This window comes from Mycolicibacterium sp. P4_G11 (assembly GCF_056555145.1).
In genome coordinates this window covers 99067-124348 of the sequence record NZ_JBFUJW010000001.1, presented here as the reverse complement: position 1 = coordinate 124348, position 25282 = coordinate 99067, and the positions used below count along the sequence as shown (strand labels likewise).

Here is a 25282-nt window from a genome sequence, read left to right as displayed (position 1 = left end):
TCACACCATATCTGAGTTGGCATCACCAATCCAGGGTGCTAGCTTGGCCAAGGTGATAGTCGGGCGGTCCGCGGAGTTGGCCAGCGTCGCCGATACGCTCGCCGCCATCTCGACCGGCGGCGCGGCGCTCGTCGTCGACGGTGAGCCCGGTATCGGAAAATCCACGCTGCTGTCGGCGGCCGCCGACTGGGCCGTCGCCAACGGCTACAGCCGACTGGGGTGCTCGGGCCTGCAGAGCCAAAGCGAGGTCGGCTTCGCCGGCATCCACGAACTCATCCACCCGATCCTCGCCCACACCGCCGCCCTGCCACCCCGCCAGCGGATGGCTTTGTTGACCGCTTTCGGCCTGGCCGAAGGCCCCACACCGGACCGACTACTGGTGAGCCTTGCGGTGCTCGGACTCCTGGAGGAAGCCGCCAGCCGGCGCCGGCTCATCCTGATCATCGATGACGTCCAGTGGTTGGACCAGTCCTCACTGGAAGTGCTGGCGTTCGTGGCGCGGCGGCTGAGCAACGCACCGCTCATGATGCTGTGCGCCGAACGCTCCGGCCTCGACGGTGCCGCGCCGTATCTGGACGGTCTGCCCCGCCTGTCGTTGGGTCCACTGGCACCCGAACACGCTCGGGCACTCTTGAACACCGCCGCAGAGCACACGGATGCACTGCTGCTGCAGCGGGTACTCGAGCAGTCGGGTGGCAACCCCCTGGCAGTGATCGAGCTGTCCAGCGCGCTCGACGAACGTGGAAACAGCACCGTCTTTTCCGGCGAGCCATTGCCCATCACCCGGCGGGTCGAGCGGGCATTCCTGTCACAGCTCGGCGGGCTGACCGACAACGGTCGCCTGCTGCTCCTCTTGATCTCAGCCAGCGACGGGCGGCTGACCGACGTCGATGTCGCTGCGGATTTTCTCGGCCTGACACTTACCGACGAATTGGCCCCGCTGGAACGGGCGGGCCTGATCACGGCCAGTAGCGACCGAATCCACGTGCGTCATCCGTTGATCCGGTCCACGGTCTATGGCGCCGCTCCCCTGTCCTCGAGGACCGTCGTACATGCGGCGTTGGCTGATGCGGCGGGCGATGCGGTCCGCGCAGCCTGGCACCGCGCCGAGGCCACCTTCGGCCCCGATGAGACGGTGGCCTCTGAGCTGGAAGGTGCCGCCCGGCAAGCCCAGTCCCGTGGGGCCGGCGCCGAATCCGCCGCCGCCCTGCGCCGCGCGGCCGTGTTGTCCCCCGACACCACGTCCCGGGTGCGACGGCTGACCGAGGCCGCCGAGATCGCCCGCAGTTCCGGGCTGACCGCCGAGTCCATCAGCATTCTGGGTGAGGCGGAGAATCTCGGGGACAGTCAATCCAGCGCAGAACAACTGGCCATCACCCGGTTCGTCCTCAATGTCACCGCCGCGATAGCGGGCCAGCCTGCCACCGAACTCGTCGCGCTGGCAGGCAAGTTCAGCGACGGCGATGTCGAGCGACGCCGGCTGCTGTGGGCCGCCGCGATCGAGTGCCGCATGCATGGCCTTGCCGAGGAACCACGCCGCGATACCGTCGCAGCACTTCGCCACCTCCATGACGGTGCGGAGGATCCGATGGTGTGCATGGCCCTGGCGCTGGTGGACGACACCGGCGCAGGCCAGGGACTGCGCGACCGCTTACCCCAGCTGATCGAGGAGGTTGCCGACGACCCGCTCCTGCTCATGGCGTTGGGATTCGCGGCCGAGGCCGCCGCCGACCGCACGCACGCCTTGCAGTGCTGGAACCGTGTACAGAACAGGTCCCGGGCCTCGGGATCGGCGGCCGATAAATGCGAAAGCCAACGCGGCGCCGCGCAATTGTTGTTGCAGCAGGGCAAGATCGAGGCTGCAGGCATCGCCGCCGAGAACGCGCTGCGATTGGGCCAGGACATCAATCTCCCGATGACGGCCGCCTCAGCCGCGGCGATCCTGGCCCGGGTGCAGGTCTGGCAGGGTCGCTTCGAACAGGCCCGCGACACGCTCAGCACGGCCCGTCGGCTGCTGGCCCCGGACCCGGCGATCCTGTGGCATGACGACGCACACTGGGCGGCGGGCCTTCTCGCGCTGTGCACCGCCGACCCCGCCGAGGCACTGGAACATATGCTGAAGATGACGCAGCACCGCACGTCGCGGCGCTGGGCCATCGCCGATCTGGCCGAGGCCGCCGCCGGCGTGGGCTGCGGCGCCCGGATCCGCCCGCTGCTGGCCGACATCACCGAACAAGCCGGACAACTCACCTCAGGTCTGGAGTCGATGCTGGTGCATCGGGCACACGCGCTGCTGGCGTCCACCGACGCCGAGGCGCAGGAACATTTTCTGGCCGCCCTGGCCGCCGGTGCGGATACCGATGCCGAACTAGAAAGGGCACGAACGCATCTGGCGTACGGGCAATGGCTGCGCAGACAGCGCCGGATCACCGACGCACGCACCCATCTGTCCACGGCGCTGGCCGCCTTCGACGCCGCAGGGGCGGCTCCGTTCCTGGACCGAGCCGCCACCGAATTGCGCGCGGCGGGCATCACCACTGCTGTCGGAACACCCCGCCAGGGCCCGGCTGCCGCCCTGACCTCCCAGGAACTTCAGATCGCCCAACTGGCGGCCGCCGGCCTCACCAATCGGGAGATCGCCGACCGCATCTACGTGTCACACCGCACCGTCGCGGCCCACCTGTACAAGATGTTCCCGAAACTCGGGATCACCAACCGCAATCAACTACACGCGGTGCTGAGCGGACGGTAGTCGATTGACGGATACCGATGGACACACCAATGAGCTGTGCTGTAGCCGACGCGAAAGGAACGACCATGACAGAAGTGTCCGGCGCGACCGCCATGGTGACCGGTGGCCTGACGTCCACCTACCGCGCGTATCAGGTTACCGGCCAACGGCACTTCGCCCTCGTTGAGCGTGAGGTGGTGCCACCGGCGCCGGGACATGTCCGGGTCCGGGTGCAGAGCTGCGGCGTGTGTCACAGCGATGTGCTGGCCGTCGAAGGCCAACGCGCCGATCCGCAGCAGCCGGTGGTGCCCGGCCACGAGATCGTCGGAGTGGTCGACGCCGTCGGCGAGGGCGTGAGCGCCTGGTCGACCGGTGACCGCGTCGGCCTGGGTTTCCTTGGCGGGCAATGTCATCAGTGCGCGTTCTGCCGGAGGGGGGATTTTGTCAACTGCACCGATCAACCGACGCCCGGCACCAGCGAGGACGGTGGGTACGCGGAGATGGTGTATGCCCGTGCCAGCGGCCTGGTGCGGATACCTGAGGGCCTGGGCTCCGCGTTGGCGGCTCCCCTGTTGTGCGCGGGCATCACCACCTTCAATGCGCTGCGCCATGCCCCGGCCGGTCCGGGTGCGCTGATTGGGGTGCAGGGCCTCGGCGGGCTCGGGCATCTGGGTGTGCAGTACGCCCGGGCGCTGGGTTATCGAGTCGTCGCGATCGCTCGCGGATCCGAAAAGGCCGAACTGGCGGCCAAACTCGGGGCCGATATCTACATCGACAGTGCCGCTGAGGATCCCGGGGCGGCGCTGACCGCGCGCGGCGGGCCGCTGCAATCGTGGCGACCGCTGCCAGTGGCTCCTCGATGACGCCGCTGGTGGCCGGTCTGGCTCCCCGCGGACAGCTCATCGTGGTCGGCGCGGCGCCCGATCCCATTGAGGTCAGCACCGCCGAGCTGATCTTCGGTGGGCGAAGCATCGTGGGCAGTCTCACCGGATCGGCCGCGGAGAACGAGGATAATCTGGCCTTCAGTGTGGCCAACAGTATCGCCCCGATCATCGAACAGATGCCGTTCGAGGACGCACCGCAAGCGTACGAGCGCATGAAGTCCGGTAAGGCACGCTTCCGGGTGGTGCTCGAGGTCGCCCGGTGAGCGCCGTCGAGCACCTGAGCCGGCGACTGCTGATCCCGCTGCCGGACAAGTATCCCGAAGCCGTGGCCCGGTACGAAACTCTGGTTCCTGTGGTCGATCTGGCGGCATGCGCCGCCAAAGCGACCTGGGATGCGGTTCTTGCCGAGGTCAAAGCCCAGGCGCCACACGGCTTTTTGCGCTACTTCAGCTCCGATGTACCGGCAGCGATGGCGGGCTCGGGATCGCACTGGCCGGCCACCATGTACCTCATGGGCAATCACACCATCGCCGAGCGCATGTACCGGCACGACCCCGCCGTCATGTTGCACGCACCGCTGCGCACCCTGATCTACGACGCGGGTCAGGGCGCCGTGCTGGTAGTCGACCAACCCAGCCTGCTGTTCGGAAGCTACGGCGACACCGAGATCGCCGCTGTCGGTGTGGAACTCGACGGCCTGCTGGTTGCGCTGATTGCGTTACTCGGCGGCGAGGCGCCCGCCGCGTTGCGCTGAGAGGCGCAGACCGGTGACCAACACCTCGCGAGCACACGCGACGGCGCTGATCGGCCGTACCGAAGAGTTTCCGTGTTGACGCCGGTGGCATCGAACGTCCGACATATGGGGCGCGCATCCGTCATCGAAGGCGACGCGGGAATCGGAAGACGGCACTGTCGAGCGCGGTCGCATAGTGGGCAGGCGACAGCGGTTTCGCCGTGTACTCGTGCGCCGGCGTGCAATGCCAAGCCAAGGTGGGTAAGGCTGAGGTGCACGAACTGATGCACCCTCGGGTGCCGCATATAGCTCCGGGATGCACTCGGCGACAACCTTTCTACGGATGCCGCCCCGTAGAGGCAACTCGGTGCCCATCACCAGATCGACGCCACCGACGCTGATGCAGACCTACTGCGTCACAGTGCATTAGGCGGGAACGCAGCGGTACTGATTCCCTGTGCATACCGCGGGACCGGCACCGTAGTCATGTGACGGATGCGCCGGCATGTCCTACGGTGCAACCATGGTGCTCTCGTCCCACAGGAGCAGCCCATGTCAACAATATTGACCATCGATGTGTTCAACGGAAATTACAAGCCAATTCCGCATGGCGGGCTGGCCGGTTGGGATCCGGACAAACAGGCGACGTGGCCCGCATCGACCGCCACACTGATCCGCGGTCAGCGCCTTGGCGTCCTGGTGGATGCGCTGTTGACCCGGTCAGAAGGCGAGCAACTGGCTCAGTGGGTCACACGTGCGCCGGAGATGGTCCTGTCGCATATCTATGTCACCCATGGGCACGCCGATCACTTCTTCGGGGCCGGACCACTGTTACGACTATTCCCGGATGCAGAGCTGGTCACACTGCCCGAAGCTCTGGATGAGGCGCGCAAGCAGACTGAGCCGGCCACCATGGCAGCCTGGTCATCCTGGTTCCACGGACAGCTGGACGACCACCCGGCCGTCCCGACTGCACTTGAATCAGACCACATCGACCTCGATGGGCACCAGTTGCAGCTACTGTCCGTGGGCGGTGCCGACGGCGTAACCGCAACCGTCGTGCACATTCCCGAACAGGATGTTGTTGTCTCCGGCGACATTGCTTACAACGGCATCCACATGTGGCTGGTTGGATCGACCCCGCAGAGCCGCGCCGACTGGATCGCGTCGATCGACCGCATCGAAACCCTACAGCCCAAGACCGTCATCACCGGCCATCGCGATCCTGGCGTTGCCGACGATGACGCCCATCGCATCCTTGACCAATCACGGTCCTACATCAGCGATTTCGATCAGGCCGTTAGGTCCGCTGACGCTGCGGCAGATCTGGTGGCAGCCATGCTGAGTAGCTACGGTAACTTCGGCAATCCGTATACGTTGTACGCCGCCGCGGCCAGCCAGTTCCCGTCAAGTCCTTCCGACGAGGGCTAGCCTCGATTTTTCGTCCAAGATTTGGACCAGGAGTCCAGACAAGCATCCTACGGACGCCGCCCGGTAAAAGCGACAAGCCTGTCCAGTGCCAACGCATCGGTAGTCACGGGCACAGGCTCGTCAAACCCTGCGGTGCGCCGACTCTCCGGGGTAATGATCTGGCGGGCCAGAGTGAGCACGAAGTCCGCATGTGCGGCCGCAATCGGCAGTGGGCGGTGCACTGCCTGCGCGAAATCCCATCCGTGCACCACGAGTTCGACCGACAGCACACCCAGGGCCAGGCCGGCAGGCATGGTGCGGCCGGCGAAGACCGCGTCACCGTCGATGCCCCGCCGCCGCCAGGCCTCGATCGCGGCCTCGGCGGTGCGCGCCACCCGAATCGCGATCGGTTGGGCCTGCACCGCCGGGAGGTCGGCGCTCGCCGAATCCCCCACCATCGTCACGGTACCCACCAGATGATCGCCGAGGCCGGCCACGTCGAAACCATCGCATGGCGTCGGCAGGTGCGCCATCTCATCGGTGATCGTGCTGAGCACCGGCACCAGTGCCGCCAACGCCACCTCAGCACTTGATAGTTCATCCATGGCATTCGATTCTGGTCCAGCCGGCACCGTCCCGGCATAGGTCATGTGACTGCAATGCCGCGCCGCAAGCATGTCGTTGTCCGCCGAACTCGCTGGCAGCCATCATCGGCGGAAGAACCGTCAAAGTGCTCATACCGCGCCCGCCAGATATCTGGTGACCTGGTGGCGTGGACGCTCCATCAATCGAGAGGCACTGAAACCATGTCTGCTACGTATCGCTCTGTTGAGGTCACCGAACCCAGCGGCGCACTGCGCCTCGTCGATCGGCCGGTCCGCGAGCCCGGCCGCGGCGAGGTCCGGGTGCGGGTGCAGGCGTGCGGGGTATGCCATTCCGATTCGCAGATCTCGGCCGGGCACCTGCCCGGTACGGTCTTCCCGGTAACACCCGGCCATGAGATCGCAGGTCAGATCGACGCCGTCGGGGCCGGGGTTGAGGACTGGCAGCCGGGTGACCGAGTCGCCATCGGCTGGTTCGGATTCTACTGCGGCTCCTGCTACCGCTGCCGGCGCGGCGATTTCGTGCACTGCGCGCGGGCCAAGGTCACCGGGGCAAACTTCCCCGGCGGCTACGCCGAGATGCTCATCGTGCATCAGTCGGGACTGGCGCGCATCCCCGACGAACTGACCGCCGCGGAGGCCGCGCCGCTGGCGTGCGCCGGAGTGACGATGTTCAACTCGCTGCGGCACACGGGGGCACGACCGGGTGACGTGGTGGCGATCCTCGGTATCGGGGGGCTGGGGCACCTCGGAGTACAGTTCGCGGCCCAGATGGGCTTCGAAACCGTTGCCATCGCCCGCGGCGCCGAAAAAGCTTCCATGGCAAAACAACTCGGTGCCCATCACTATATCGATGCCACCAAAGCCGATGTGGCGGCCGAACTGCAAAGCCTCGGCGGCGCCCGCGTCGTGGCCGCCACCGCCACCAACCGGGCGGCGATCAACGCCACCGTCGACGGCCTGGCACCACATGGGGAACTGCTGACGCTGGCCGTTCTGGACGAGGCCCTCGATGTCACTCCACTGCAACTGATCAACAGTTCGGGCACCGTCCACGGACACCCCGCCGGTGTCGCCGCCGATACCGAAGACACCCTCGAATTCGCTGCCCTGCACGGGATCCGGCCCTGGGTCGAACCGGTACCGCTACAGGATGCGGCCGCAGGATACGACCGGATGATGCGCAACGAGGCACGGTTCCGGGTGGTGCTGACCATGCCAGACCCTGTATAGGACCGCGATCGTGGACACCCGAACACGTTGGGTGGTGGGCGCTTTGAGCGCCGGGACCCTGTTGAGCCCATTGAACTCCTCGATGATTGCGGTGGCCCTGGTGCCGTTGCGCCACGATTTCGGTCTGAACGCCGCGGAAGTCAGCTGGGTGGTCACGGTGTTCTACCTCGCCTCCGCCGCGGGACAACCGGCGATGGGGCGCCTCGGCGACCGATTCGGTGCGCGCAGGTTATTCGTCACCGGTATGGTGGCCGCGGCGGCGGTGTCCGCGGCCACCATGGTCGCACCATCATTTGCCCTGGTGTGCACTGGACGGGCGGTACTGGCCATAGGCACTGCGACGGCGTTCCCGAGCGCGGTGACAATGATCCGGCCGCTATCGGAATCGTCGGGAGTACCCGCCTCGCATCTGTTGGGCCGCATACAGATTGCCAACACCTCAGGTGCGGCCATCGGGCCCGTACTCGGTGGCGTACTGGAGACGCTGTACGGGTGGCCGGCGATCATCGCCGTCACCATCCCGGTGGCGCTGCTCTCCGCTCTCGGGGTGGCAGGATGGGCCCCGCGCGACGGCGCCACCCACCGCGCCGCCGCTGGTCGCGATCCCCGCTCGATCATCACCAACAGGCCGCTGCTGGTGGTCTACCTCAGCTTCGCCGTCTTCAACATCGTCTTCTATATCGCCTTCTTCGGCATTCCGCAGGCCCTGCAGGAACGTGGGCAGTATTCCTCTGGTACCACCGGGCTGCTGATGCTGCCGCTGGCTGCCGTCACCGTGGTACTCACCGCCGCCGTCGCACGGGCCATCGACCGCCTGGGCCAGAGGCGCGTGCTGCGGACAGGTGCGGTGGCCCTGATCGGCGGGGTCACCTTGCTGCTGACGGGTGCAAGGTCCCTGCACCCGGTCGCCGTTCTGCTCATGACGGCTGGTTTGGGTGTGCCGTACTGCATTGTGAATCTCGCACTGACACAGGCCTTATATGCGTCGGCACGGCCCGGCGAAGCCGGGGTGGCGTCGGGGATCTTCCAGGCGTCGCGGTACCTGGGCGCAATAGTGGCAAGTGTCGTGCTGGGCGTGGTGCTGGCCCACGGCGATACCGCGGGCACCTGGTCGATTGCCGCGATGATCGCGATCGGTCTGGCCGTCGTGCACGCGGCGATCGCCTGGCGCTGGCAGCCCACCGTCAGGTGAGCATGCCCAGGAGTTGATTGAAGCACTCCGACATCGACGGGTGCGTGTAAATCTCGTCACGCAGTGCACTGGCACTGATACCGTGCCGCATTGCTAGCGCAACCAGGTTGATGATCTCCTGGGCGTCGTGGCACAGCAAGGCCGCCCCCAGGATTTGATCAGTGTTGGCATCGACCACCACCTTCATCATCCCGGCCGTCTGGTCGACGATCCGCGCCCGGGCCACGGTGGCCAGATTGACGACCGGGCTCGCCGCAACACGAATGTCGTAACCCGCTGTCCGAGCTTGGGTTTCGGTCAGCCCGATGCGAGCCAGCGGCGGCGTCAGGAACAGGCAGTTGGGTACTGCCACCCGCTGCGCGGCGCTGCGCGGCGCGGTGGCGCCAGTGAGCTGATCGAGGACGATGCGATAGTCATCGAGTGAGATGTAGGTGAACTGTGGCCCACCGTTGACGTCCCCGACGGCGAAGATGTGCGGCGCGCTGGTGCGCCGGTGATCATCCACCACAATCGCGCCGGTATCGGTGAGTTCGACGCCTGCGTTGTCCAGGCCCAGGCCGGCGGTGTTGGGCTTGCGGCCGAGCGCAACGAGAACGTTGTCGGCTTCCACGCTGACCGAACGACCTCCGCACAGATACTCCACCCGAGCGGCCGGCGGCGCCCCGGGACGCAGAATCGTCTGTACCCCAACGACACTCGCGCCCGCGATGATCTGCACACCGCGCTCACTCAACAGGGCACGCGCGGTGTCGGCGACGTCGGCATCCTCGTTGGCCAGCACGGCCGGACGCTGTTCCAGCACTGTGACGGTGCTGCCGAAGCCGGCGTACATCGAGGCGAACTCCAGGCCGATGTAGCCGCCGCCGAGCACGACGAGGCGCTCCGGCCGTGCCGCCTGGCGTAGTAATTGCGCGCTGGTGACCGCCACCGGACAGCCACGCAGCCCCGGCAGATCCGGGATCTCCGGCGTCGACCCGGTACCGACGACGACGTGCTCAGCGGTGACCACCACGGGTCCGGTCGCGGTGTCGACGACCACGCTGTGGGCGTCCAGAAACCGCGCCGTCCCGGTCAGCACTGTCGCTGGCGGCGCGAGCGAGGCGCGGTTGACCGCGCGCAGCCCCGCGGTCAGCCGCTCGGTCGAGGCGACGGCCTTGGCATAAGCCACCTCTCCGGATACCCCGGGAACCCGCTGATCGCCGTGGTGCACCATCGACTTGGTGGGGATACACCCGGTGTTGATGCAGGTACCGCCGTACATCGCGGCCGACTCCTCCACCAGTACCACCCGCTGCCCACGCTTGCCCATGTCGGCGGCCAGGGTTTTGCCGCCCTTGCCGAAGCCGATGACCAGAAGGGCGGCGTCGATATGTTCCTGCGCTGAGTTCGATTCCATGCCAAAGATATTGGCTCAGCAACGGCGCAGTCGGTATCCGCACGATGACTTATTCCGCCTCGTGCGCAGGCGCCGCAACTCCCGACACTACGCCCGCGCCGACGACGACGTCCGCACCGGCGGCGCGGTGGGTTCTCAGGCACCAGTGGCCGATTCTATGAGTCTGGTGAATTATTCGGTGTGGCGGCCGTGGTTGACTTGGGCGTTCGCTGATAATTGGTGGGTGCAGGGTCGCTCTGATGATCAGCGTGAATTGTTGGATGCCGAGTCGGTGGCGGGGCATCTTCTCAAGCTCGACAGCATGTTTACGTTCCTGGCAGTCCAACGTGGCGAGATCTGACGGTACCGACGGGCGGTGGCAGATCGCGCAGAAAGTTGCCCCGGACCGGGTGATCTCCACCGTCGATCCCCACGCGCGCCATGCCCACAAAACGGTGCACGGGAGCCAGGATGGTTTCAAAGCGCACATCGCGATCGAACCTGACACCCGGATCATCACCGACTGCACCTAGACCAAAGCCAGAGCTTCTGGCCATCACGAAGCGGTCGTCGGACTGGATTTGCTTGCAGGCGAGGACGTCCCGGTGCGGGTGCTCGGTAATTCTGTCTATGGCACCGGCGCCGCACGCGCTGCCCTTGATAATGCCGGTCACGCTACGATCATCAAGCCGCTGCCGTTGCAGACCCCGGTGCCCGGCGGTTTCACCAGCGATGACACCATCGATTTCGATGCCCGCACCGTGACTTGCCCAGCGGGGCACACCGTCCACATCGCGCCCAGTGGCGGAGCGAAATTCGAAAAACACTGCCGCACATGCCCTTTGCGGGCAAAGTGCACCACCGCAGCGCGGGTGCGCAAACTCACCATCGGTGAACATGAACACCACCTGCGCGCAGCCAGAGCTGCGGCCCGAACACCCCGGTGGCAGGCCGAATGCCGCCGGACCCACTCCGACGGGCTGAACTCATTCAATCGGTAGATCTGTTCAGTCCCACGCACGATCAACGGGGCATTCACGTATCCACTTTCTCTCAGGAACGTGACGGAATCACCAGGTAGCCGTCAGGGATCTCTGGACTGTCGGCGGCGGAAAATTGACCTCCGGCGAACCGCGCCGGCGTCAGAATGCCGTTAGTCGGTGGATTGGTTGCGAGCGGATTCGATGTAGGCAGCGAAGTCCATGGCCGGCACCGTGGCCATCGCTTGGAGACGTTTAAGCAGCCGCAGGGCGAAGAAGATCAGACTGGTCGTGGGGTCACTGCTCGTCCACATGTCGTCGCGGCCACTGGGGTCTGGCACTTCGAAAGTTCCTGCGCGCAAAGCACATCCGAAATCTAGAGCTTGTTCTGAGTTGCGGGACGCTAGCGCCTTGCGCAGGGGCTTTCCCAACGCTGGGGTCCACTCGCTATCGAGCGCTAAGAGACCCCCGAGGATCCGTTTAGGTTCTTGGGCTGGTGCCACACCGGTCGCGGTGGTGAATCCGACACTGGTTCGGTGCAGGCGCCGCACCGAGGCGATCTTGTCTCCGGCGTATTTGATGTGTTTCCTGCTGAGGGACTGTTTGATTTCGAAGACCGCGTACACGCTCTCCGCGGGAATGAAGTGAGCGCCGCCGACTTCGAAGAGCACCGGTGAGTAATGCCGATCGTGGATGACGATGTCGAGTTGGTGGCTCATGGCGCCGCCGATGTCGATCACGAAGGCTTTGGCGACGCCGTATCGGCGCGGCAGGAAGTCAGCGAGCATTCCGCGCCAGTCAAGTTCGGTGGCGTCGCCAAGGGTTCCAGGATGTGCGAGTACGGTGCGGCCAAATCCCAGGTCGGCCTCCAGCTGCTGCTGTCGGGCGCGGAATGCTTCCCTGAGGTCGAAACTGTTCCGCGGTCCGTCGGAGGTCACACGATCGTCGTCAGCGGTCACTGCTGGTGGGATCCTTCTCTGCCTGGGTGATGGTGTGACGGACCCGGACGACAGGTTGGACAGTCTGGTTGCGGTGGTGCGGGGTCGAGCCACTTCGTCTCTCCGCAGCGCCGGACGTCATACGGAGAAGGCCACATCGGAGCTGGACGTAGCGCGATGATCAGGTGCTCACTAGGTAGGCGTTGCTCGTTGAATCCGCTGGCCTGCAACAGTGTTGCGACCGCCATCTTGGCTGCGTGAGCGCCCACGAGGTGCAGATCGGCTCCGACCGCCGTCATCGGACGGTGGTGCGTGCCCTCGCCGTAGGGGCGATTGATGCCGGGTTCGGGATCGAACGCGCCCGCGAGCTGCAGATGCGTTCGGCAGCACGTAATGCAGCCGCGGTCGGGCCAGGGTCTCAGGCGGATGATTTCGCCCAGTGCACCGTCTTCCAAGACGCAAGCGAGGATGGCGTCCTTGCAGGCCCGACGCGCCAGGTGTCCGGCCACGCGACGGGACGCGATTCCGTCGGTCGCGCAGACGACAAGGTCGGCCTCTTCGAACAGCTTGCGAATCGCGTTGGCATCAACCACAACATTTAGCGGATGGGCGTTGACGTGAGTGTCGGGTCGTTGAGCTTCCAGCTCCTCTTTCAACGCGTTCACTTTGAGCTTGCCTACCTGCCGGGCCGAACTGGTGTGCCGGATCAGGTTGTGCCGCAACAGTCGGTCGGGATCGACAAGATCGAGCGTGCCGACGCCGTAGGCTGCCAGAAAATGCGCGGCGGCCGAGCCGATGCTGCCGGCTCCGATGACACACACCCGTTGGCGTTGCAGGTCTTCGATGGGCCATCGATCGGCCAACTGTTTCCCGATGGTGAGGGGCTCATCGAGGTCGACGACAACCGGCTGGACTCCCGAGGCGCTGACAGCCCAGCCGGTGAGTCTGGGGATGCCGGCGGCGACATGCTCCGGCGGCATGTCTGTTGCGTAGGTGAGCACAATGTAAATGTGCTCGCCAGGATCTGGTACTCGCACGGGCATCAAGTCGCGGAATCCCTGGAGGGTGATGCCCGCAGCCCGGTATCGCGTCTGCGCCCAAATCACTTGCGTGTCGGCGTCCACTTTGACCCATCGGCCGATACGTCTGGTGTCGGTCGCGCTCATGAAGTGGGAACGGTTGAGGCCCTCCACTGGCAGTAGGGCGGCGTCGCCCTCCGCGGAAACGGCTGCGACTCTTGCTAGTTGCTCGGGTTCGGATATCTGCGCAGATATCGCGCCCCAAGAGCCGCCCTGCTCGATCGTGGTCAAGACTCCTGGCGATACAAGCACAAAGAATTCGGTCACCGCACCCTGCCTGTCGCCCCGTAAATGGCAATTGTCGCGTCGAGAGTGTCATCGGTGACGATGCCATTGATCGTCATGGTGTCGATCAGGCCGGTTTTCATGAGGGCGTACTCGATGCGCCAGCCGGCCGCCTTGAGCAGGACGTCAACCAACATCGCACGGGGGGTCCAGACTCCTTCGCTCTGGAACAGGCACAATGTTCCGTCGCCGTTGACGTGCCAGCGTTGCTGGGTCCGTTCGGCGATGTTTGGTTGAGGATCGACTGGAACGATGCGCGGCTCCGCAGCCGGGTAGGCCTGCCCACACCACACCAGGACCTGTAGCCCATGACCACCAAGGAGCTCGCCGAGTCCGTCGGGTAGGTCCCGATCGAATGGCCACATTGGGAGTTCACCGGCCCATTGCCCGTTTTCGTGAGCGCTCCAGGTCAAGCCCGGGAAACGCTCGTTCAGTTGACGGCGGTCGGCATCGAGTCGGCCAGGCTCATGATGCCACCACTCGAAACGGTCATCGCCGGATACGGACTGCACGAGCTCACCCCTCAGCCCTGCGGTGAGTCCGTGATCAGAGGAATCGGAGCAAAAGGAACCTTGGGAACTGTCTTCTTCGGCGGAGCTGGGAAGTTGGGACCGAAAAGTTCCTGCCAGGTGCGTTGGGCGCCGTCGACGTCGTTGCGTGCGGCTTGGTCACATGCGCGGTCGGCGAGATCGGCGGCTTCCAGGAGCGCGCCGCGCAACGCAACGATGTCGAGGTCGGGTTGGATCGCACCGCAGCGGCCGGCCGGATCGTCAACGCCCAGATTCACCTGCACTGCGGCGGCAGTGAAGAACTCGCGCAGCGCCTCGGGCCGGTTCCCGGAATGCGGAAGACATTGCAGTGCAAGAACTTCCATGACCAACGACTTAATGCGCGTCTCACCGTTGACGCTCTTGCGCCAATTCTTGAGGACACGCACCATCGGGCGGAAAAATGACCAGTCCTCGTGATGCCGACGAACCTGGTCGATCAGGTACTCCGGGTCTGCGGTTGACCACTCCTGAGCTTTGGTGCTCGGGATGAGCAGCGTGTTGTCCGCTTGGCGGACAACCGGCATGACGTCGACGGTGAAGGGATGTTCATCGTCGGGGGGATCAACAAAGCACTTCACCGCGTGGTCGCGCGTATCGGCGCGGCGGACGAGCTTGCTATCGGTTCCCCGCGACAGCCCCAGCCGCGCCACTACCTCGTCGTGAGCCCGCTCCAGGGCCTCGTTCGAGGATGATCCCGGGCTGCCCCATTCTGGAACTGCGGAGCCGTCGAAGACCATGATCAGGTCGACGTCGTGGATGGGCTCGAGCTGGGTCCGCCTCTCAAGGGAACCGGACTTGACGATCTCCTTGACACCATCGGCCTTCACCAGTGCGCCGACGAAGATGTCGCGGCGTTCCCGCGCGAGCGTCACATGCGCTGGGTCAGCGTCGACCGTCTTCTGATACTCATCGAACGCTTCATAAACTCCCACGTTGCAGACTCCCCTGCCGAACGTCGGGCCCGTGATGATCGGGCGATAGCAGGACGGCTGACACAAAGCGAGTGCGGACCGCAGCCGGGCCGAGCAGACGACCTGCGGATACCCGCCCCTCCTTGCTGGAACCCGTCCGGCGAGCCTCCAGCATCCTGTGGATGACAATGCCGCCACCCTGGACCGACGATACTCTTGTGGTCCGACAAGTGGTCAGAGCGCACGTGCGCGAACTACCAGAATGGGATTCGCAGCGGTCTTCCCAGTGGACGGGTCAGGCGATGCGAATACCCGGGAGTTAGCTGACCAGCGTTCCACTGGAACTCGGAGCACTCCTCAGGCCGCCATCATCTCCACATAAGCGTGTACCAGCGGAGGTAGTCGGAATCGGTGTTGATTCTTCGCGTCGCGTACGACGATGACGACGAGTGCATCCGGGTTGCTGATGGGATCGGCAGTCGCGCCCTGGACGACTTCAGCGTAATCGGCACTTAGCTCCCCGCCGCGGTGGTCGGTGATGTAGCGGCGTTGTTCCTCTGTGAGGCGTTCCCACCAGTCGTCGAGTTGGCTGTTCACCGCGAGCAACCGGCGCGCCGCAATTGCATCGAGCGTCCAATGGGTTGGGTCGCTGCTGCCCACCCAGTAGGTCATCGAGATACCCGGGCGGTGCATTAGCCGCTCAGCTAGAGAGGTCGGCAGAGGTCCACACGGATTGGAAAGGACCGCGGTGCGCTCATCGAGCGTCAGCTGCTGATGAAACCAGCTTAGTGAGCTCTCGTTGAGCGCCTGGTCGATCTCGTTGAGACCGAGGCCGTAACCGCGTCGAGTACCGCACTTCGCGATCGTGTTCGTCTCGACGTCAACGAGCTGATACGTTCCGTAGTCGCTCGCTTGGGGGTCACGCGTGCGGGACTTCTCAAGCCGAAGGCCCTGACGGGCGGCCGCCCGACGGAGCCGATTCTCCATCACTTTGATGCCTTGGTCATCCACGGCTTCCACGGCCTTCCCATTATCAAGATATGCCAGCGATGCTACCAGAAGTGATGCTGGAACCGATTCTGAAAACGATGCTAGGGTGTCTGGGTGCTGCATGCCCTGGCAAACGAGCCGATTTGACGCCGAAGTTCGCCGACCGGCGGATGGTGCTCGACGCCTATGCAAGGACCAAAGGCCCCGTCGCTTTTCTCGACGAGTCCTACCAGGCACCAAAAGACACCGCTCATGGCGAGAAGACTTTCTACATCTTCACCGCAGTCCTGGTGGCCACCAAGGACTTTGATGCACTTCGAGACGGGCTCGTTGAGATCGCTGGGGAGCGCTATTGGCATACGACCGATGCGCTCCGTGATGGCCGGCTCGAAGACATCCGCGACATGCTGGAGTTCTTAGGTGACGGTGGCGAGCCGTGCGTAATTGCCCACAAAGTGGCGGTGGCCAACGAAGACGCTGAAGCTGAGCTGGCACGCAAGATATGTTATCAAGCATTGGCGGTCGAGTTGGCGAGCGGCCGGCCCGGAGCTTGGGATCCTGTTGATCTGCTGTTGATGGAGGAGCGCAATCAAAGCCATCTCAAAAACAACGACGCTGCAACTCACAAAGCACTGGTGACCGATAAGCGGATTCCTCGACAAACCAGGCTCCTGCAGGTTTCGCCAGCCGCTGAGCTGCTGTTGTGGCTTCCAGACGTTGTGTCGTCGGTATTCCGCCGCACTCTGACCCACAGCGACGAGACCAGCCAGCTGTTCGATGTGGTGAAAGACCAAGTCCACTTCGTGCGGCCTGGATAAGAAAACTGGCCCAGAAAAGCAGCAACCCCTGGCTGCTGTCGCTACACCAGGGGCCAGGTTGGCTGTCGAGGTCTTAACAAACCCGGAGGACCAACGCCTTGCTACGAACACTCTAACATCAACTGACCATAGTTTCATCCCGTGCTACCAGGGATACTTCACGATCCCGCGCGGTCGGGACCTTCGCCGAATCCGCCTACCGTCCGCATCATAACGAACAGCCCGTCCAGGTCTCCGTTCCTCGTCCTCGGTCGATGTTGATCGGCCCGATCGGCGCCAATTATCCGTGAGCATCCGTTCGGGGTGACCCCACTCCAGCGCCAAGCCAGCCAGCCAGCCAGCCAGCCAGCCAGGACTAGATTGATGGAATTCTCCCGGCGGCCACCGGCAAGCCGATTGCTCCACGATTCGCTCCTCTCCGTGAACTCACTGTTCAGGAGCTCAGGTGGAAGATCTCAACCCGCGTCGCAGGTGGACAAGTCCCCCCTCGGACACACGACTGAGCCGAACGGAAAGGCGCTTGCGCCTTTCCTGAGGCGACGGAGTGTGGTGAGCGGCGCAGCCGCGATCACACAGGTAACAGAAACCCCGGCCTTTGGGCCGGGGTTTTTTGTTGGGTCAGTAATGGCGGCCGGGTTCGATGGTGGTGCGGCTGTTGAGCCGCTCAGCGACCGCGCGTTGGTTGAGCCGCGGCCGATGCCGACGACGACGGCAGCGTGGACGGACGATCGATGATCGTCGATGACGGCCCACCGACCCGGTATCGCGCGCCGCGGTGCTCCTGCGGTAGCCGGTCGCCATTGCCGAAAAGTTTGTGCCGCAACGACCCTGGCAGGTATTCCGCCTGATAGACACCACGTTCGGTGAGCACCGGAACCACATGCTCGATCACGTCGGCGAACGAACCGGGGGTGATGGCATATGCGAGGTTGAAACCGTCGACATCGGTCTCGGCGACCCACTCCTGCAACGTGTCGGCCACCGTGGTGCCCGACCCGACGATCCGTGGACCCATGCCGCCGATCTCGCCCCACTCGGCGATGTCCCGGACCGTCCACTCCCGGCCATCGGGATCGGCCGACTGAAACGCCTTGACCGCGGACAGGATCGCATTCGAGTCGACGTTGCCAATCGGCTCGTCCAACCCGTAACGGGCCAGGTCCACACCCATCCACCCGGACATGAACACCAGCGCGCCTTCCGGGTCGCCATAGGACTGCAACTCGCGGTGCTTGGCGTGCGCCTCGGCGTCGGTGGCCGCGGTGATCACCGTCAACAGATTGAAGATCTTGGCCGAGTACGGATCCCGGCCGGCCAGTTCCAGCTCCCGGCGAATTGTCGAAACAGTCTCTGCCAGAATGGCTTTGGTCGGCGCCGCCGTGAAGATCGCCTCGGCGTTCTCGGCGGCGAACCGTACCCCGCGCGGGGATGAGCCGGCCTGGTAGATCACCGGGGTTCGCTGCGGCGAGGGCTCGGCGAGGTGTACTCCCGGCACACTGAAATGCGTTCCGGAGTGTCCGATGTGGTGCACCTTGTCCGGGTCGGTGAACACTCCGCGCTCACGGTCGCGGACCACCGCGTCGTCCTCCCAGGAGCCCTCCCACAACTTGTAGAGCACCTCGAGATATTCGTCAGCGTGGTCGTACCGGGCATCGTGGGCCGGCTGGTCGGTCTGCCCCATATTGCGCGCCGCCGCGGGCAGATAACCGGTGACCACATTCCAGCCGATCCGCCCCTTGGTCAGGTGATCCAGGGTCGATATCCGGCGAGCGAACGGATACGGGTGCTCGAACCCGGTGCCGGTGGTGATGCCGAAGCCCAGATGCTCGGTCACCAGCGCCATCGCCGATACCAACAACAGCGGGTCACCCACCGGGATCTGCGCAGCCTGCCGGATGGCGGCCTCGTCGCTGGCTCCGTAGACGTCGTAGGTACCGAGCACATCGGCAATGAAGAGGCCGTCGAACCTGCCACGTTCCAGCAGCTTCGCCAATTCGGTCCAGTACGCCAGGTCCTTGTAACGCCATGACTGATCCTCTGGATGCCGCCACAATCCGGGCGACTGATGAGCGACACAGTTCATGTCGAAGGCATTGAGGCGAATCTGTCGGGTCACTCCTCCATCGTGTTCACATCTAACCCATCAGACACCGATTGCACTCAGCACGAACATTTTTCACGCCCTCAGGGCTCGATCACCGGCTCCGGATGACTCAGGTCCGATTGGCCGAACCGCCCAGCCGGTTCACCACATAGTCGGCGGCCTGGTCGGTCAACCCGCGCGCCGGGTACGCGCCGTGGGCACCCTGATCGTTGCCGGTCGGTGAGCACACCGGGTCCTCGGCGATGCACACATCATCGGTCTTGCCGACGTAGCGCGGGCCGACGGTGATGGGTGGCGCGCCCGTGAAGATCATCTGCAGGAATCCGCTGGACGGTTTTCCGAACAGTACGACCGCGGCCACGTGATCGGCCGCCGACGTCGGCATCGGGCCCGTCAGCCCTGGCGGCAGAGCGAAGCCTTGCGGCACGTGGTCCTCGGTGATGTACGCGGCCACTGCCGCCCCCTGCGAGTAGCCGCCGAGCACCACCTTGGTGTTCGGGCAGGAGTTCACTGTCGCCATCACCTTGTTCCTCGCGTCGATCACGCCGTCGGCCGCGGTCGCGAAATCAAGGGACGCAGGGTAATTGACGGCGTAGACATCCACCGACTTGCCCGGTGTCTTGGCACGGAGCGAGTCCGCGAACGCCTGCCCGACGCCGCCGACGCCTGCGGGCTCAAAGGTGCCTCGGGCGAACACCAATTGCACGTCTGGGCACGCCTCCGCTGCCGCGTGCCCGGCAGCGGCGACGCCCGCTGCCGTAAGGAACACCGCCGCAGCGGCAGCACCCAACCATCGATCATTTCGCTTCATCTGGACCGCCCCAACTCGGTAGAAACTCGCAGCGACCATTCCCACCGCCGCCGCCTCTTAGCCTGTCTACCCAATCTGCGTCCGATAAACCACCCAACCTCGGTGATTCGCATCACGCCAGTGGACCCGCAACGAAAGTCATTGTTTGCTAACGGTTCTCCTCGGACATCCGGATCAACGCGCGTCACCGCAAGCTGTACCCGCCGTCGGGATAGAGCGTAGAACCCGTGGTCGCGCCGTTGAGGAAGAGATGAATGACGGCAGCCGCGATTTCGTCCTCCCGCACCAGTCTCCCGCTGGTCGAGGCTTCGACAAAGTGGTCGAATGCCGCCTGCCGGACGGCTTGGGGCCGTTGATGCCAAAGGTTGCCGTCGACGGTTCCAGGCGAGATCGCGTTCACCCGTACCGGCGCGAGTTCAACAGCCAACCCGCGTGCCAGGCCCTCGATCGCGGCATTGGCAGCGACGTAGGCGGGCGCGGCGCCGGCCGGCCGGACACTGGCCGCCCCGGCCATCAGTACGACTGACGCGTCAGCCGCCAGCACCGGCAACGCGGCCTTGACGACGCGGTACTGACCCCAGAACTTCGAGTCGAACGGCGACGCCGCGTCGCTGATCGAGAGTTCGCGCAGTGATCCGGTGATGTAGGTGGCCGCCGTGGTGAAGACCGCATCGACCGAGTCGAGCCGGGCAAACACGGCCTCGACGGCGCGCTCGTCCGCGGTATCGACAACCTGCCATGTCGCCGACGGGCCCAGCTCGGCGGCGGCCGTTTCGAGCGCACCGGCGCGGCGCCCGCCCAGTACCACCGCACCCCCACCGGACACCACCAATTTGGCGACCGCGAATCCGATTCCGGACCCGCCGCCGATGAGGACGACAGTCCGATCAGCGAATGCGTCGTCGGCAAGGAAACTCTTCATGCCTTCGACACAATCGTCACCGCCCTGATGCCGCAATCCATTTGATCAGCTTGAATCACCCGGAATGGTTGCGTGAAGCAGCGGAACCTGTTGCCGCTCAGGGCTATACAGCGCTCTGATCAGATACCGTTGACGTAATCGCCCGTACAAATGTTGTAGTGCCCGGCTGGGTTGAACGTCTCTCCGTTGCCGGGGAAATACCATTTCGCCGCTTGATACATCAGCTGGCCATTGCAGGTGCCGAGGTTGTAGGCCACGATCGTCGCCGGTTCCTTGATCGACTGAGCGACGCTGACGGCGCCCGGCGGTATCGCGTAGGAAAGGCCCCTCCCGATGGCCTGCTCTCCGCCCCAGGAGGACCAGGTGATGTCCCAGATGTCGCCCGTCGGGTCGCCAGCGTTGAACACTCTCGTCGGCTGCACCGTTCCGTAGCCCAGCACGCTCGGGTTCCAGGCACCACCGAGCGTCGGTTGCGGGTCGGCCGACGCCGAGGGCGCGCCGGTCGTCGAGCAGGCGGCCAGGGCGACGGTGGTCGTGATGGCCGCTGCAATCCGTGTGGCGACCTTCTTCGTTTTCATTTGCTTCATTGCGGTCAGCCCAACTGGTAGGAATCGCGTGACACCCGGAAGAAGTGTCCGGTGCTGGAGTCGGTGCACGTCATGCCCACGAATTCGCTGTCGCAGGTGATGGAGCCCACCGTCCGCGTTTGTCCGTAGGCGAGAGTCGGTGCGCCGTCGGGAAATTCGTGATCCGAGTGCCAGTCACCCCCGATGGGTGCGCCGCCCTGGCCGAGCAGGAATCTGTTGCCTTTCCCGCCCATGGTGTAGTCCGCCGGGCGCGGGATGAACCACGTGTAGTCCTTGATCTCGCACATGGCACCGCCCGTGCCCATCTTGCAGCCGACGTTCCCCGATGGGGACCGAAAGGCGTAGGCATCATCGGCGTGCGCGGTTGCGGCCAGGCCAATCGTTGCCGCGACCGCCGTCGTCGCGATCAGCGCCAGCTTCATCATCTTCGTGGACTGCCTCTTCTCGAAATGGTGCTTCACGGTGGGTGCCGCTCGTTGACGGCCGTCGTGGCCGGTCACCCACAAGGCTTCGGCAGGAGCCTTGGCGGTTTCTTGCGACGCAGGTCAACGTGGGTAAAACCGGGCGCACTGCGCGACTACGCGGGGCCTGCCGAACTGGCGCTGTGATCAGCATCTCCATCTCGGACGTAGGCCTTGCGGTACCTGCGTACCAATTTAGGCTTGCCTTACCTAATCTAGTGGAGGTGTTGAATGCGCGACATCCGTGTGGCGGTGATCGGGGCAGGGCCGGCCGGAATCTATGCGTCCGACATCCTGACCGAGGAATACCCGCAGGCCAGGGTCGATCTGTTCGATCGACTGCCGGCCCCCTACGGGCTGGTTCGGTACGGGGTGGCACCCGATCACCCGCGGATCAAGGAGATCATCAAGGCACTACGCCGTGTGCTGTCGCGCGATGAGATCCGCTTCATCGGCAACGTGCACTACGGCACCGACCTGAAGCTGTCCGATCTGCGGCGCTACTACGACGCGGTCATCTTCTCGACCGGTGCGCGCGCCGACCGCCCGCTGGACATCCCCGGCATCGATCTGCCCGGCAGCTACGGCGCCGCCGACTTCGTGTCCTGGTATGACGGCCATCCCGACGCGCCACGAACCTGGCCGCTGGAGGCCAAGAGCGTCGCGGTCCTGGGTGCCGGCAATGTGGCCCTCGACGTCGCCAGGATGCTGGCCAAGCCGGCCGATGAGCAACTGAGCACCGAGATCGCCGGCAATGTCTACCAAGGGCTTTCGCTGAATCAGGCCACCGACGTACATGTGTTCGCCCGACGGGGCCCCGCGCAGATCAAGTTCTCGCCGATGGAATTCCGCGAGTTGTCCCACTCCCCCAGCGTCGACGTGATCGTGCACCCAGACGGGTTCGAGATCGACGAGGCCAGCCAGCAAGCCATCAACTCAAGCAAATCCACCAAGCTCGTCGTCAACACCATGATGCGGTACCTGGACGTCGAGCCCACCGGCGCCCCGCACCGCATCCACCTCCATCTGTGCCAATCACCGGTCGCCGTGCTCGGCGCGGAACGGGTCGAAGGGCTGCGGACCGAGCGCACCGAACTGATCGGGAACGGAACCGCCCGGGGCACCGGCGAATTCACCGATTGGCCGGTGCAGGCCGTCTACCGCGCCGTCGGCTACCTGTCCTCACACCTGGCCGATCTGCCGTTCGACCACCACGCCGGCGTGGTCCCGCACGACGCCGGCCGGGTACTGGACCTCGACGGCGAGCTGATCGAAGGAACCTACGTCACCGGCTGGATCAAACGCGGGCCGATCGGACTCATCGGGCACACCAAATCCGATGCGTCCGAGACGATCACCAGCCTGCTGGCCGATCTACCCGGACTTCGCGCACCCGAGATAGCCGGCCCTGACGCCATCCTGGAGCACCTGTCCGGCAGCGGCATCGACTACACCACGTGGGAGGAATGGGAACGCCTCGACGCCCATGAGACGGCCCTCGGCGCGCAGCAGGGCCGAGAGCGGGTCAAGGTGGTGCCCCGCACCGACATGATCAGAGCCGGCCGGAGCTAGAGAGTCGCAGCTGTAGTTATCGACGACTCCCGGCCCTGGTTGTCGCTAGCCTCACGTCATGCCAACTGTGGGGCGGTACGCCAAAGGTGAGGCCAAGCGCGCGCAGATCAAGGACGTCGCGCTCGCGGTCCTGGAACGCGACGGCGAGGCCGGCGCGTCGATGCGGGTGATCGCCAATGAGGCCGGCATCAGCCTCGCGGGCCTGATGCACTACTTCCCCACGCGCGATGTCCTGCTGACCGAGTTGCATCGCGACGCCGATGCGAAATTCGAAGAGTGGTATCGCAATTCGGAAGTCGACATCGATCCGGGCGAGGTCATGGCGCGAGCGATGGTGGACAAGGCCGCGAAGCCGGGATCGGGCACGGTCTATCTGTCGCTGGCGGCTGCCGCCGCGGTCGATCCGTCGCATCCGGCCGCGGAATACCTGCGCCGGCGATACGAGAGAATGCGCGCGACCATCGCCGAGTATGTCGGCCGCCAACAGGCGGCCGGTGCGCTCCCCGCACACGTCGACGCCGAGTTCGCCGCCACCGCACTGATCGCCGCGGCCGACGGAATTCAGATCCAATGGATGTCCGATCGGTCGATCGACATGGGCGCTCATGTGCGCGCCGTGTGGCACCGCATCCTCGCCTGACCAAAACAGTGCACTGTATGGTTTTGGGTATGAAGTGGAACCGGGTTTTCCTGGCATCAGCCGTGGCCCTCGCCTTCGGACTCTCCGCGTGCGGCGCGAAGCAGGAGCGGACGGACAACAGCTCGTCCTGGAGCCGCAACTTCTACTGGGGTACCGCGACGGCGGGGTACCAGGTGGAAGGCGACGCCCCCGACAGCAATTGGCGCCGATACGTCGACCGGACAGCCGGCAAGCCCATATCACCCGGAGCGGGCCTGCTGGAGGCGAGTCCGGTGGAGCCCTACAAACAGGCCGATGACTTCCGGCACCGCTACAAGGAAGACATCGCCAACGCGCATGCCATGGGCGTCAACACTTTTCGCTTCGGCCTCGAATGGTCGCGGGTGATGCCGCAGCCCGGCAAGTGGGACGAGAAGGAGCTGGCCTACTACGACGACGTGGTCGCGACACTGCTCGCCAACGGCATGACGCCGATGATCACGCTGATGCACTGGGTCTACCCCGGCTGGATCGCCGACCGCGGCGGCTTCCTCAACAATGTCCCCGCGTTCGAAGACTTCGCCAAGGCGATCACCAAACGCTACGCGGGACAGGGCGTGCTGTGGGTGAGCGTCAACGAGCCACTGGCCTTCGGCGCGATGGAAGTGCGCACCGGCGCCATCAAGCCCGACCAGTTCGGCACCTTCCTCGACCGGGTCGCCGACGCCCACCGCGCGGTGTATCGCGCCGCCCATGACGCCGATCCCAAGGCCAAGGTCACCACGAACGAGGCCTACATTCCGCCAGAAGTCTTGGCGCAGTTCGCCGGATTCGGCGTCAAGGGAATCGAAGGCTCGTTCTTCGACAGGGTCAGGGACAGCCTCGACTACCTCGGGTTCGACTACTACACGGGTACGGCGCAGGACAATCCGGCTTCGGCGCAGAGCATGACCGCCCGGTGGAACACCAAGCTGCAGGCCGAGGACATCTACTACGTGGCACGCCACTACGCCCAGCGGTACCCCGGCTTGCCCATCTATATCGTCGAGAACGGCATGGTGACCGACAATGCCAAACCGCGGACCGACGGCGTGACGCGGTCGCAGTACCTCAGCGACACCGTCTTCTGGCTGCAGCGAGCCAAGGCTGACGGCATCCCGATCATCGGCTACAACTACTGGTCCCTGGTCGACAACTACGAGTGGGGCAGCTACCGACCTCGCTTCGGCCTGTATTCAGTTGACGCCGTGGGTGATCCAGCGTTGCGGCGAGTGCCGACCGACGCCGTCCAGACCTACACCCAGATCACCCGCGACGGCGGGACCCCGCCGGGGTACCGCCCCGTGCTCCCGGCGGCGCATTGCTCGACGACTGTCGGCCAGGACAGCTGCGCGCCGCTGGATGCGAACGGGCCGACGGTCGTGCTGCACTGACCAGTCCTGTCACCGACACGAGCACCAATTCCACGCAACGCGCCCGAGATCGCCGGGTTTC

Annotated in this window: 24 protein-coding genes and 1 pseudogene; 13 read left to right on the top strand and 12 right to left on the bottom strand. The window is 64.9% G+C overall.

The window, feature by feature from the left end; all coding sequences use genetic code 11:
* Positions 1–52 precede the first annotated feature (52 nt).
* From AC1U2B_RS00615 to AC1U2B_RS00595, 5 genes are all read left to right on the top strand, one after another.
* A complete protein-coding gene (locus AC1U2B_RS00615) occupies positions 53–2752 on the top strand; it encodes an ATP-binding protein (protein ID WP_480215727.1) in 2700 nt (899 codons plus the stop codon).
* A 65-nt stretch (positions 2753–2817) separates the two neighbouring features.
* On the top strand, positions 2818–3594 hold the full coding sequence (locus AC1U2B_RS00610) for an alcohol dehydrogenase catalytic domain-containing protein (protein ID WP_480215285.1): 777 nt from the start codon (positions 2818–2820) through the stop codon (positions 3592–3594).
* A complete protein-coding gene (locus AC1U2B_RS00605; RefSeq protein WP_480215284.1) occupies positions 3564–3878 on the top strand; it encodes an MDR/zinc-dependent alcohol dehydrogenase-like family protein in 315 nt (104 codons plus the stop codon). Before AC1U2B_RS00610 ends, AC1U2B_RS00605 begins: the two co-directional genes overlap by 31 nt.
* Entirely contained in the window at positions 3875–4369 is a 495-nt protein-coding gene (locus AC1U2B_RS00600) for a DUF302 domain-containing protein (protein WP_480215283.1), read from the top strand. Before AC1U2B_RS00605 ends, AC1U2B_RS00600 begins: the two co-directional genes overlap by 4 nt.
* A gap of 543 nt (positions 4370–4912) precedes the next feature.
* Positions 4913–5779 carry an MBL fold metallo-hydrolase gene (locus AC1U2B_RS00595; RefSeq protein ID WP_480215282.1) on the top strand — a complete coding sequence of 289 codons (867 nt, stop codon included), beginning with the start codon at positions 4913–4915 and terminating at the stop codon, positions 5777–5779.
* Between the two features lie 47 nt (positions 5780–5826).
* On the opposite strand, the gene AC1U2B_RS00590 is transcribed toward AC1U2B_RS00595, so the two are convergent.
* The gene (locus AC1U2B_RS00590) at positions 5827–6363 is read right to left on the bottom strand and encodes a TIGR03086 family metal-binding protein (RefSeq protein ID WP_480215281.1); all 537 of its coding nucleotides are present in this window, start codon (positions 6361–6363) and stop codon (positions 5827–5829) included.
* 201 nt (positions 6364–6564) lie between these two features.
* Here AC1U2B_RS00590 and AC1U2B_RS00585 point away from each other — a divergent pair, with 201 nt between their 5' ends.
* Both AC1U2B_RS00585 and AC1U2B_RS00580 read left to right on the top strand, forming a co-directional pair.
* Positions 6565–7593 carry an alcohol dehydrogenase catalytic domain-containing protein gene (locus AC1U2B_RS00585; protein WP_480215280.1) on the top strand — a complete coding sequence of 343 codons (1029 nt, stop codon included), beginning with the start codon at positions 6565–6567 and terminating at the stop codon, positions 7591–7593.
* Positions 7594–7603: 10 nt separating this feature from the next.
* On the top strand, positions 7604–8785 hold the full coding sequence (locus AC1U2B_RS00580) for an MFS transporter (RefSeq protein WP_480215279.1): 1182 nt from the start codon (positions 7604–7606) through the stop codon (positions 8783–8785).
* On the opposite strand, the gene AC1U2B_RS00575 is transcribed toward AC1U2B_RS00580, so the two are convergent.
* Complete coding sequence (locus AC1U2B_RS00575; RefSeq protein WP_480215278.1) at positions 8778–10181, bottom strand: FAD-dependent oxidoreductase; 1404 nt, start codon at positions 10179–10181, stop codon at positions 8778–8780. The genes AC1U2B_RS00580 and AC1U2B_RS00575 overlap by 8 nt on opposite strands.
* Between AC1U2B_RS00575 and AC1U2B_RS00570 the strand changes: the two genes are divergently transcribed.
* Positions 10180–10521 (top strand): hypothetical protein, encoded by a 342-nt coding sequence (locus AC1U2B_RS00570; RefSeq protein WP_480215277.1) that lies wholly within the window; start codon positions 10180–10182, stop codon positions 10519–10521. The two genes, AC1U2B_RS00575 and AC1U2B_RS00570, sit on opposite strands and share 2 nt — an antisense overlap.
* Positions 10508–11125, top strand: a pseudogene (locus AC1U2B_RS00565) (transposase); the annotation flags it as partial. The gene AC1U2B_RS00570 and the pseudogene AC1U2B_RS00565, both read left to right, overlap by 14 nt.
* A 188-nt stretch (positions 11126–11313) precedes the next feature.
* Here the strand turns inward: AC1U2B_RS00565 and AC1U2B_RS00560 are convergent.
* The 5 genes from AC1U2B_RS00560 to AC1U2B_RS00540 form a co-directional block, all read right to left on the bottom strand.
* Entirely contained in the window at positions 11314–12099 is a 786-nt protein-coding gene (locus tag AC1U2B_RS00560; RefSeq protein ID WP_480215276.1) for a DUF6602 domain-containing protein, read from the bottom strand.
* Complete coding sequence (locus AC1U2B_RS00555; RefSeq protein ID WP_480215275.1) at positions 12096–13424, bottom strand: ThiF family adenylyltransferase; 1329 nt, start codon at positions 13422–13424, stop codon at positions 12096–12098. Before AC1U2B_RS00555 ends, AC1U2B_RS00560 begins: the two co-directional genes overlap by 4 nt.
* Positions 13421–13954, bottom strand: coding sequence for a hypothetical protein (locus tag AC1U2B_RS00550; RefSeq protein ID WP_480215274.1), 534 nt, complete (start codon positions 13952–13954; stop codon positions 13421–13423). Before AC1U2B_RS00550 ends, AC1U2B_RS00555 begins: the two co-directional genes overlap by 4 nt.
* A gap of 11 nt (positions 13955–13965) precedes the next feature.
* On the bottom strand, positions 13966–14865 hold the full coding sequence (locus tag AC1U2B_RS00545) for an SMODS domain-containing nucleotidyltransferase (RefSeq protein ID WP_480215273.1): 900 nt from the start codon (positions 14863–14865) through the stop codon (positions 13966–13968).
* Positions 14866–15261: 396 nt separating this feature from the next.
* Positions 15262–15924, bottom strand: a complete 663-nt coding sequence (locus AC1U2B_RS00540) for a hypothetical protein (protein WP_480215272.1) — start codon at positions 15922–15924, stop codon at positions 15262–15264.
* Positions 15925–16037: 113 nt separating this feature from the next.
* On the opposite strand from AC1U2B_RS00540, the gene AC1U2B_RS00535 reads away from it, so the two are divergent.
* Entirely contained in the window at positions 16038–16712 is a 675-nt protein-coding gene (locus AC1U2B_RS00535; protein WP_480215271.1) for a hypothetical protein, read from the top strand.
* Between the two features lie 664 nt (positions 16713–17376).
* Here the strand turns inward: AC1U2B_RS00535 and AC1U2B_RS00530 are convergent.
* From AC1U2B_RS00530 to AC1U2B_RS00510, 5 genes are all read right to left on the bottom strand, one after another.
* Complete coding sequence (locus AC1U2B_RS00530) at positions 17377–18828, bottom strand: LLM class flavin-dependent oxidoreductase (protein WP_480215270.1); 1452 nt, start codon at positions 18826–18828, stop codon at positions 17377–17379.
* A gap of 97 nt (positions 18829–18925) precedes the next feature.
* Positions 18926–19627 carry a cutinase family protein gene (locus AC1U2B_RS00525; RefSeq protein ID WP_043397981.1) on the bottom strand — a complete coding sequence of 234 codons (702 nt, stop codon included), beginning with the start codon at positions 19625–19627 and terminating at the stop codon, positions 18926–18928.
* Between the two features lie 184 nt (positions 19628–19811).
* Positions 19812–20549, bottom strand: coding sequence for an SDR family oxidoreductase (locus AC1U2B_RS00520; protein WP_480215269.1), 738 nt, complete (start codon positions 20547–20549; stop codon positions 19812–19814).
* Positions 20550–20668: 119 nt separating this feature from the next.
* Positions 20669–21127: a hypothetical protein gene (locus AC1U2B_RS00515; RefSeq protein ID WP_480215268.1), complete on the bottom strand. Its 459-nt coding sequence runs from the start codon at positions 21125–21127 to the stop codon at positions 20669–20671.
* 14 nt (positions 21128–21141) lie between these two features.
* Positions 21142–21597, bottom strand: coding sequence for a DUF6636 domain-containing protein (locus tag AC1U2B_RS00510; RefSeq protein WP_480215267.1), 456 nt, complete (start codon positions 21595–21597; stop codon positions 21142–21144).
* A 231-nt stretch (positions 21598–21828) separates the two neighbouring features.
* On the opposite strand from AC1U2B_RS00510, the gene AC1U2B_RS00505 reads away from it, so the two are divergent.
* From AC1U2B_RS00505 to AC1U2B_RS00495, 3 genes are read left to right on the top strand one after another with little or no spacing between them, the layout of a single operon-like run.
* Positions 21829–23169 (top strand): FAD-dependent oxidoreductase, encoded by a 1341-nt coding sequence (locus tag AC1U2B_RS00505; protein ID WP_480215266.1) that lies wholly within the window; start codon positions 21829–21831, stop codon positions 23167–23169.
* Between the two features lie 58 nt (positions 23170–23227).
* On the top strand, positions 23228–23809 hold the full coding sequence (locus AC1U2B_RS00500) for a TetR/AcrR family transcriptional regulator (protein WP_480215265.1): 582 nt from the start codon (positions 23228–23230) through the stop codon (positions 23807–23809).
* Between the two features lie 17 nt (positions 23810–23826).
* Entirely contained in the window at positions 23827–25221 is a 1395-nt protein-coding gene (locus AC1U2B_RS00495; protein ID WP_480215264.1) for a family 1 glycosylhydrolase, read from the top strand.
* Positions 25222–25282 lie beyond the last annotated feature (61 nt).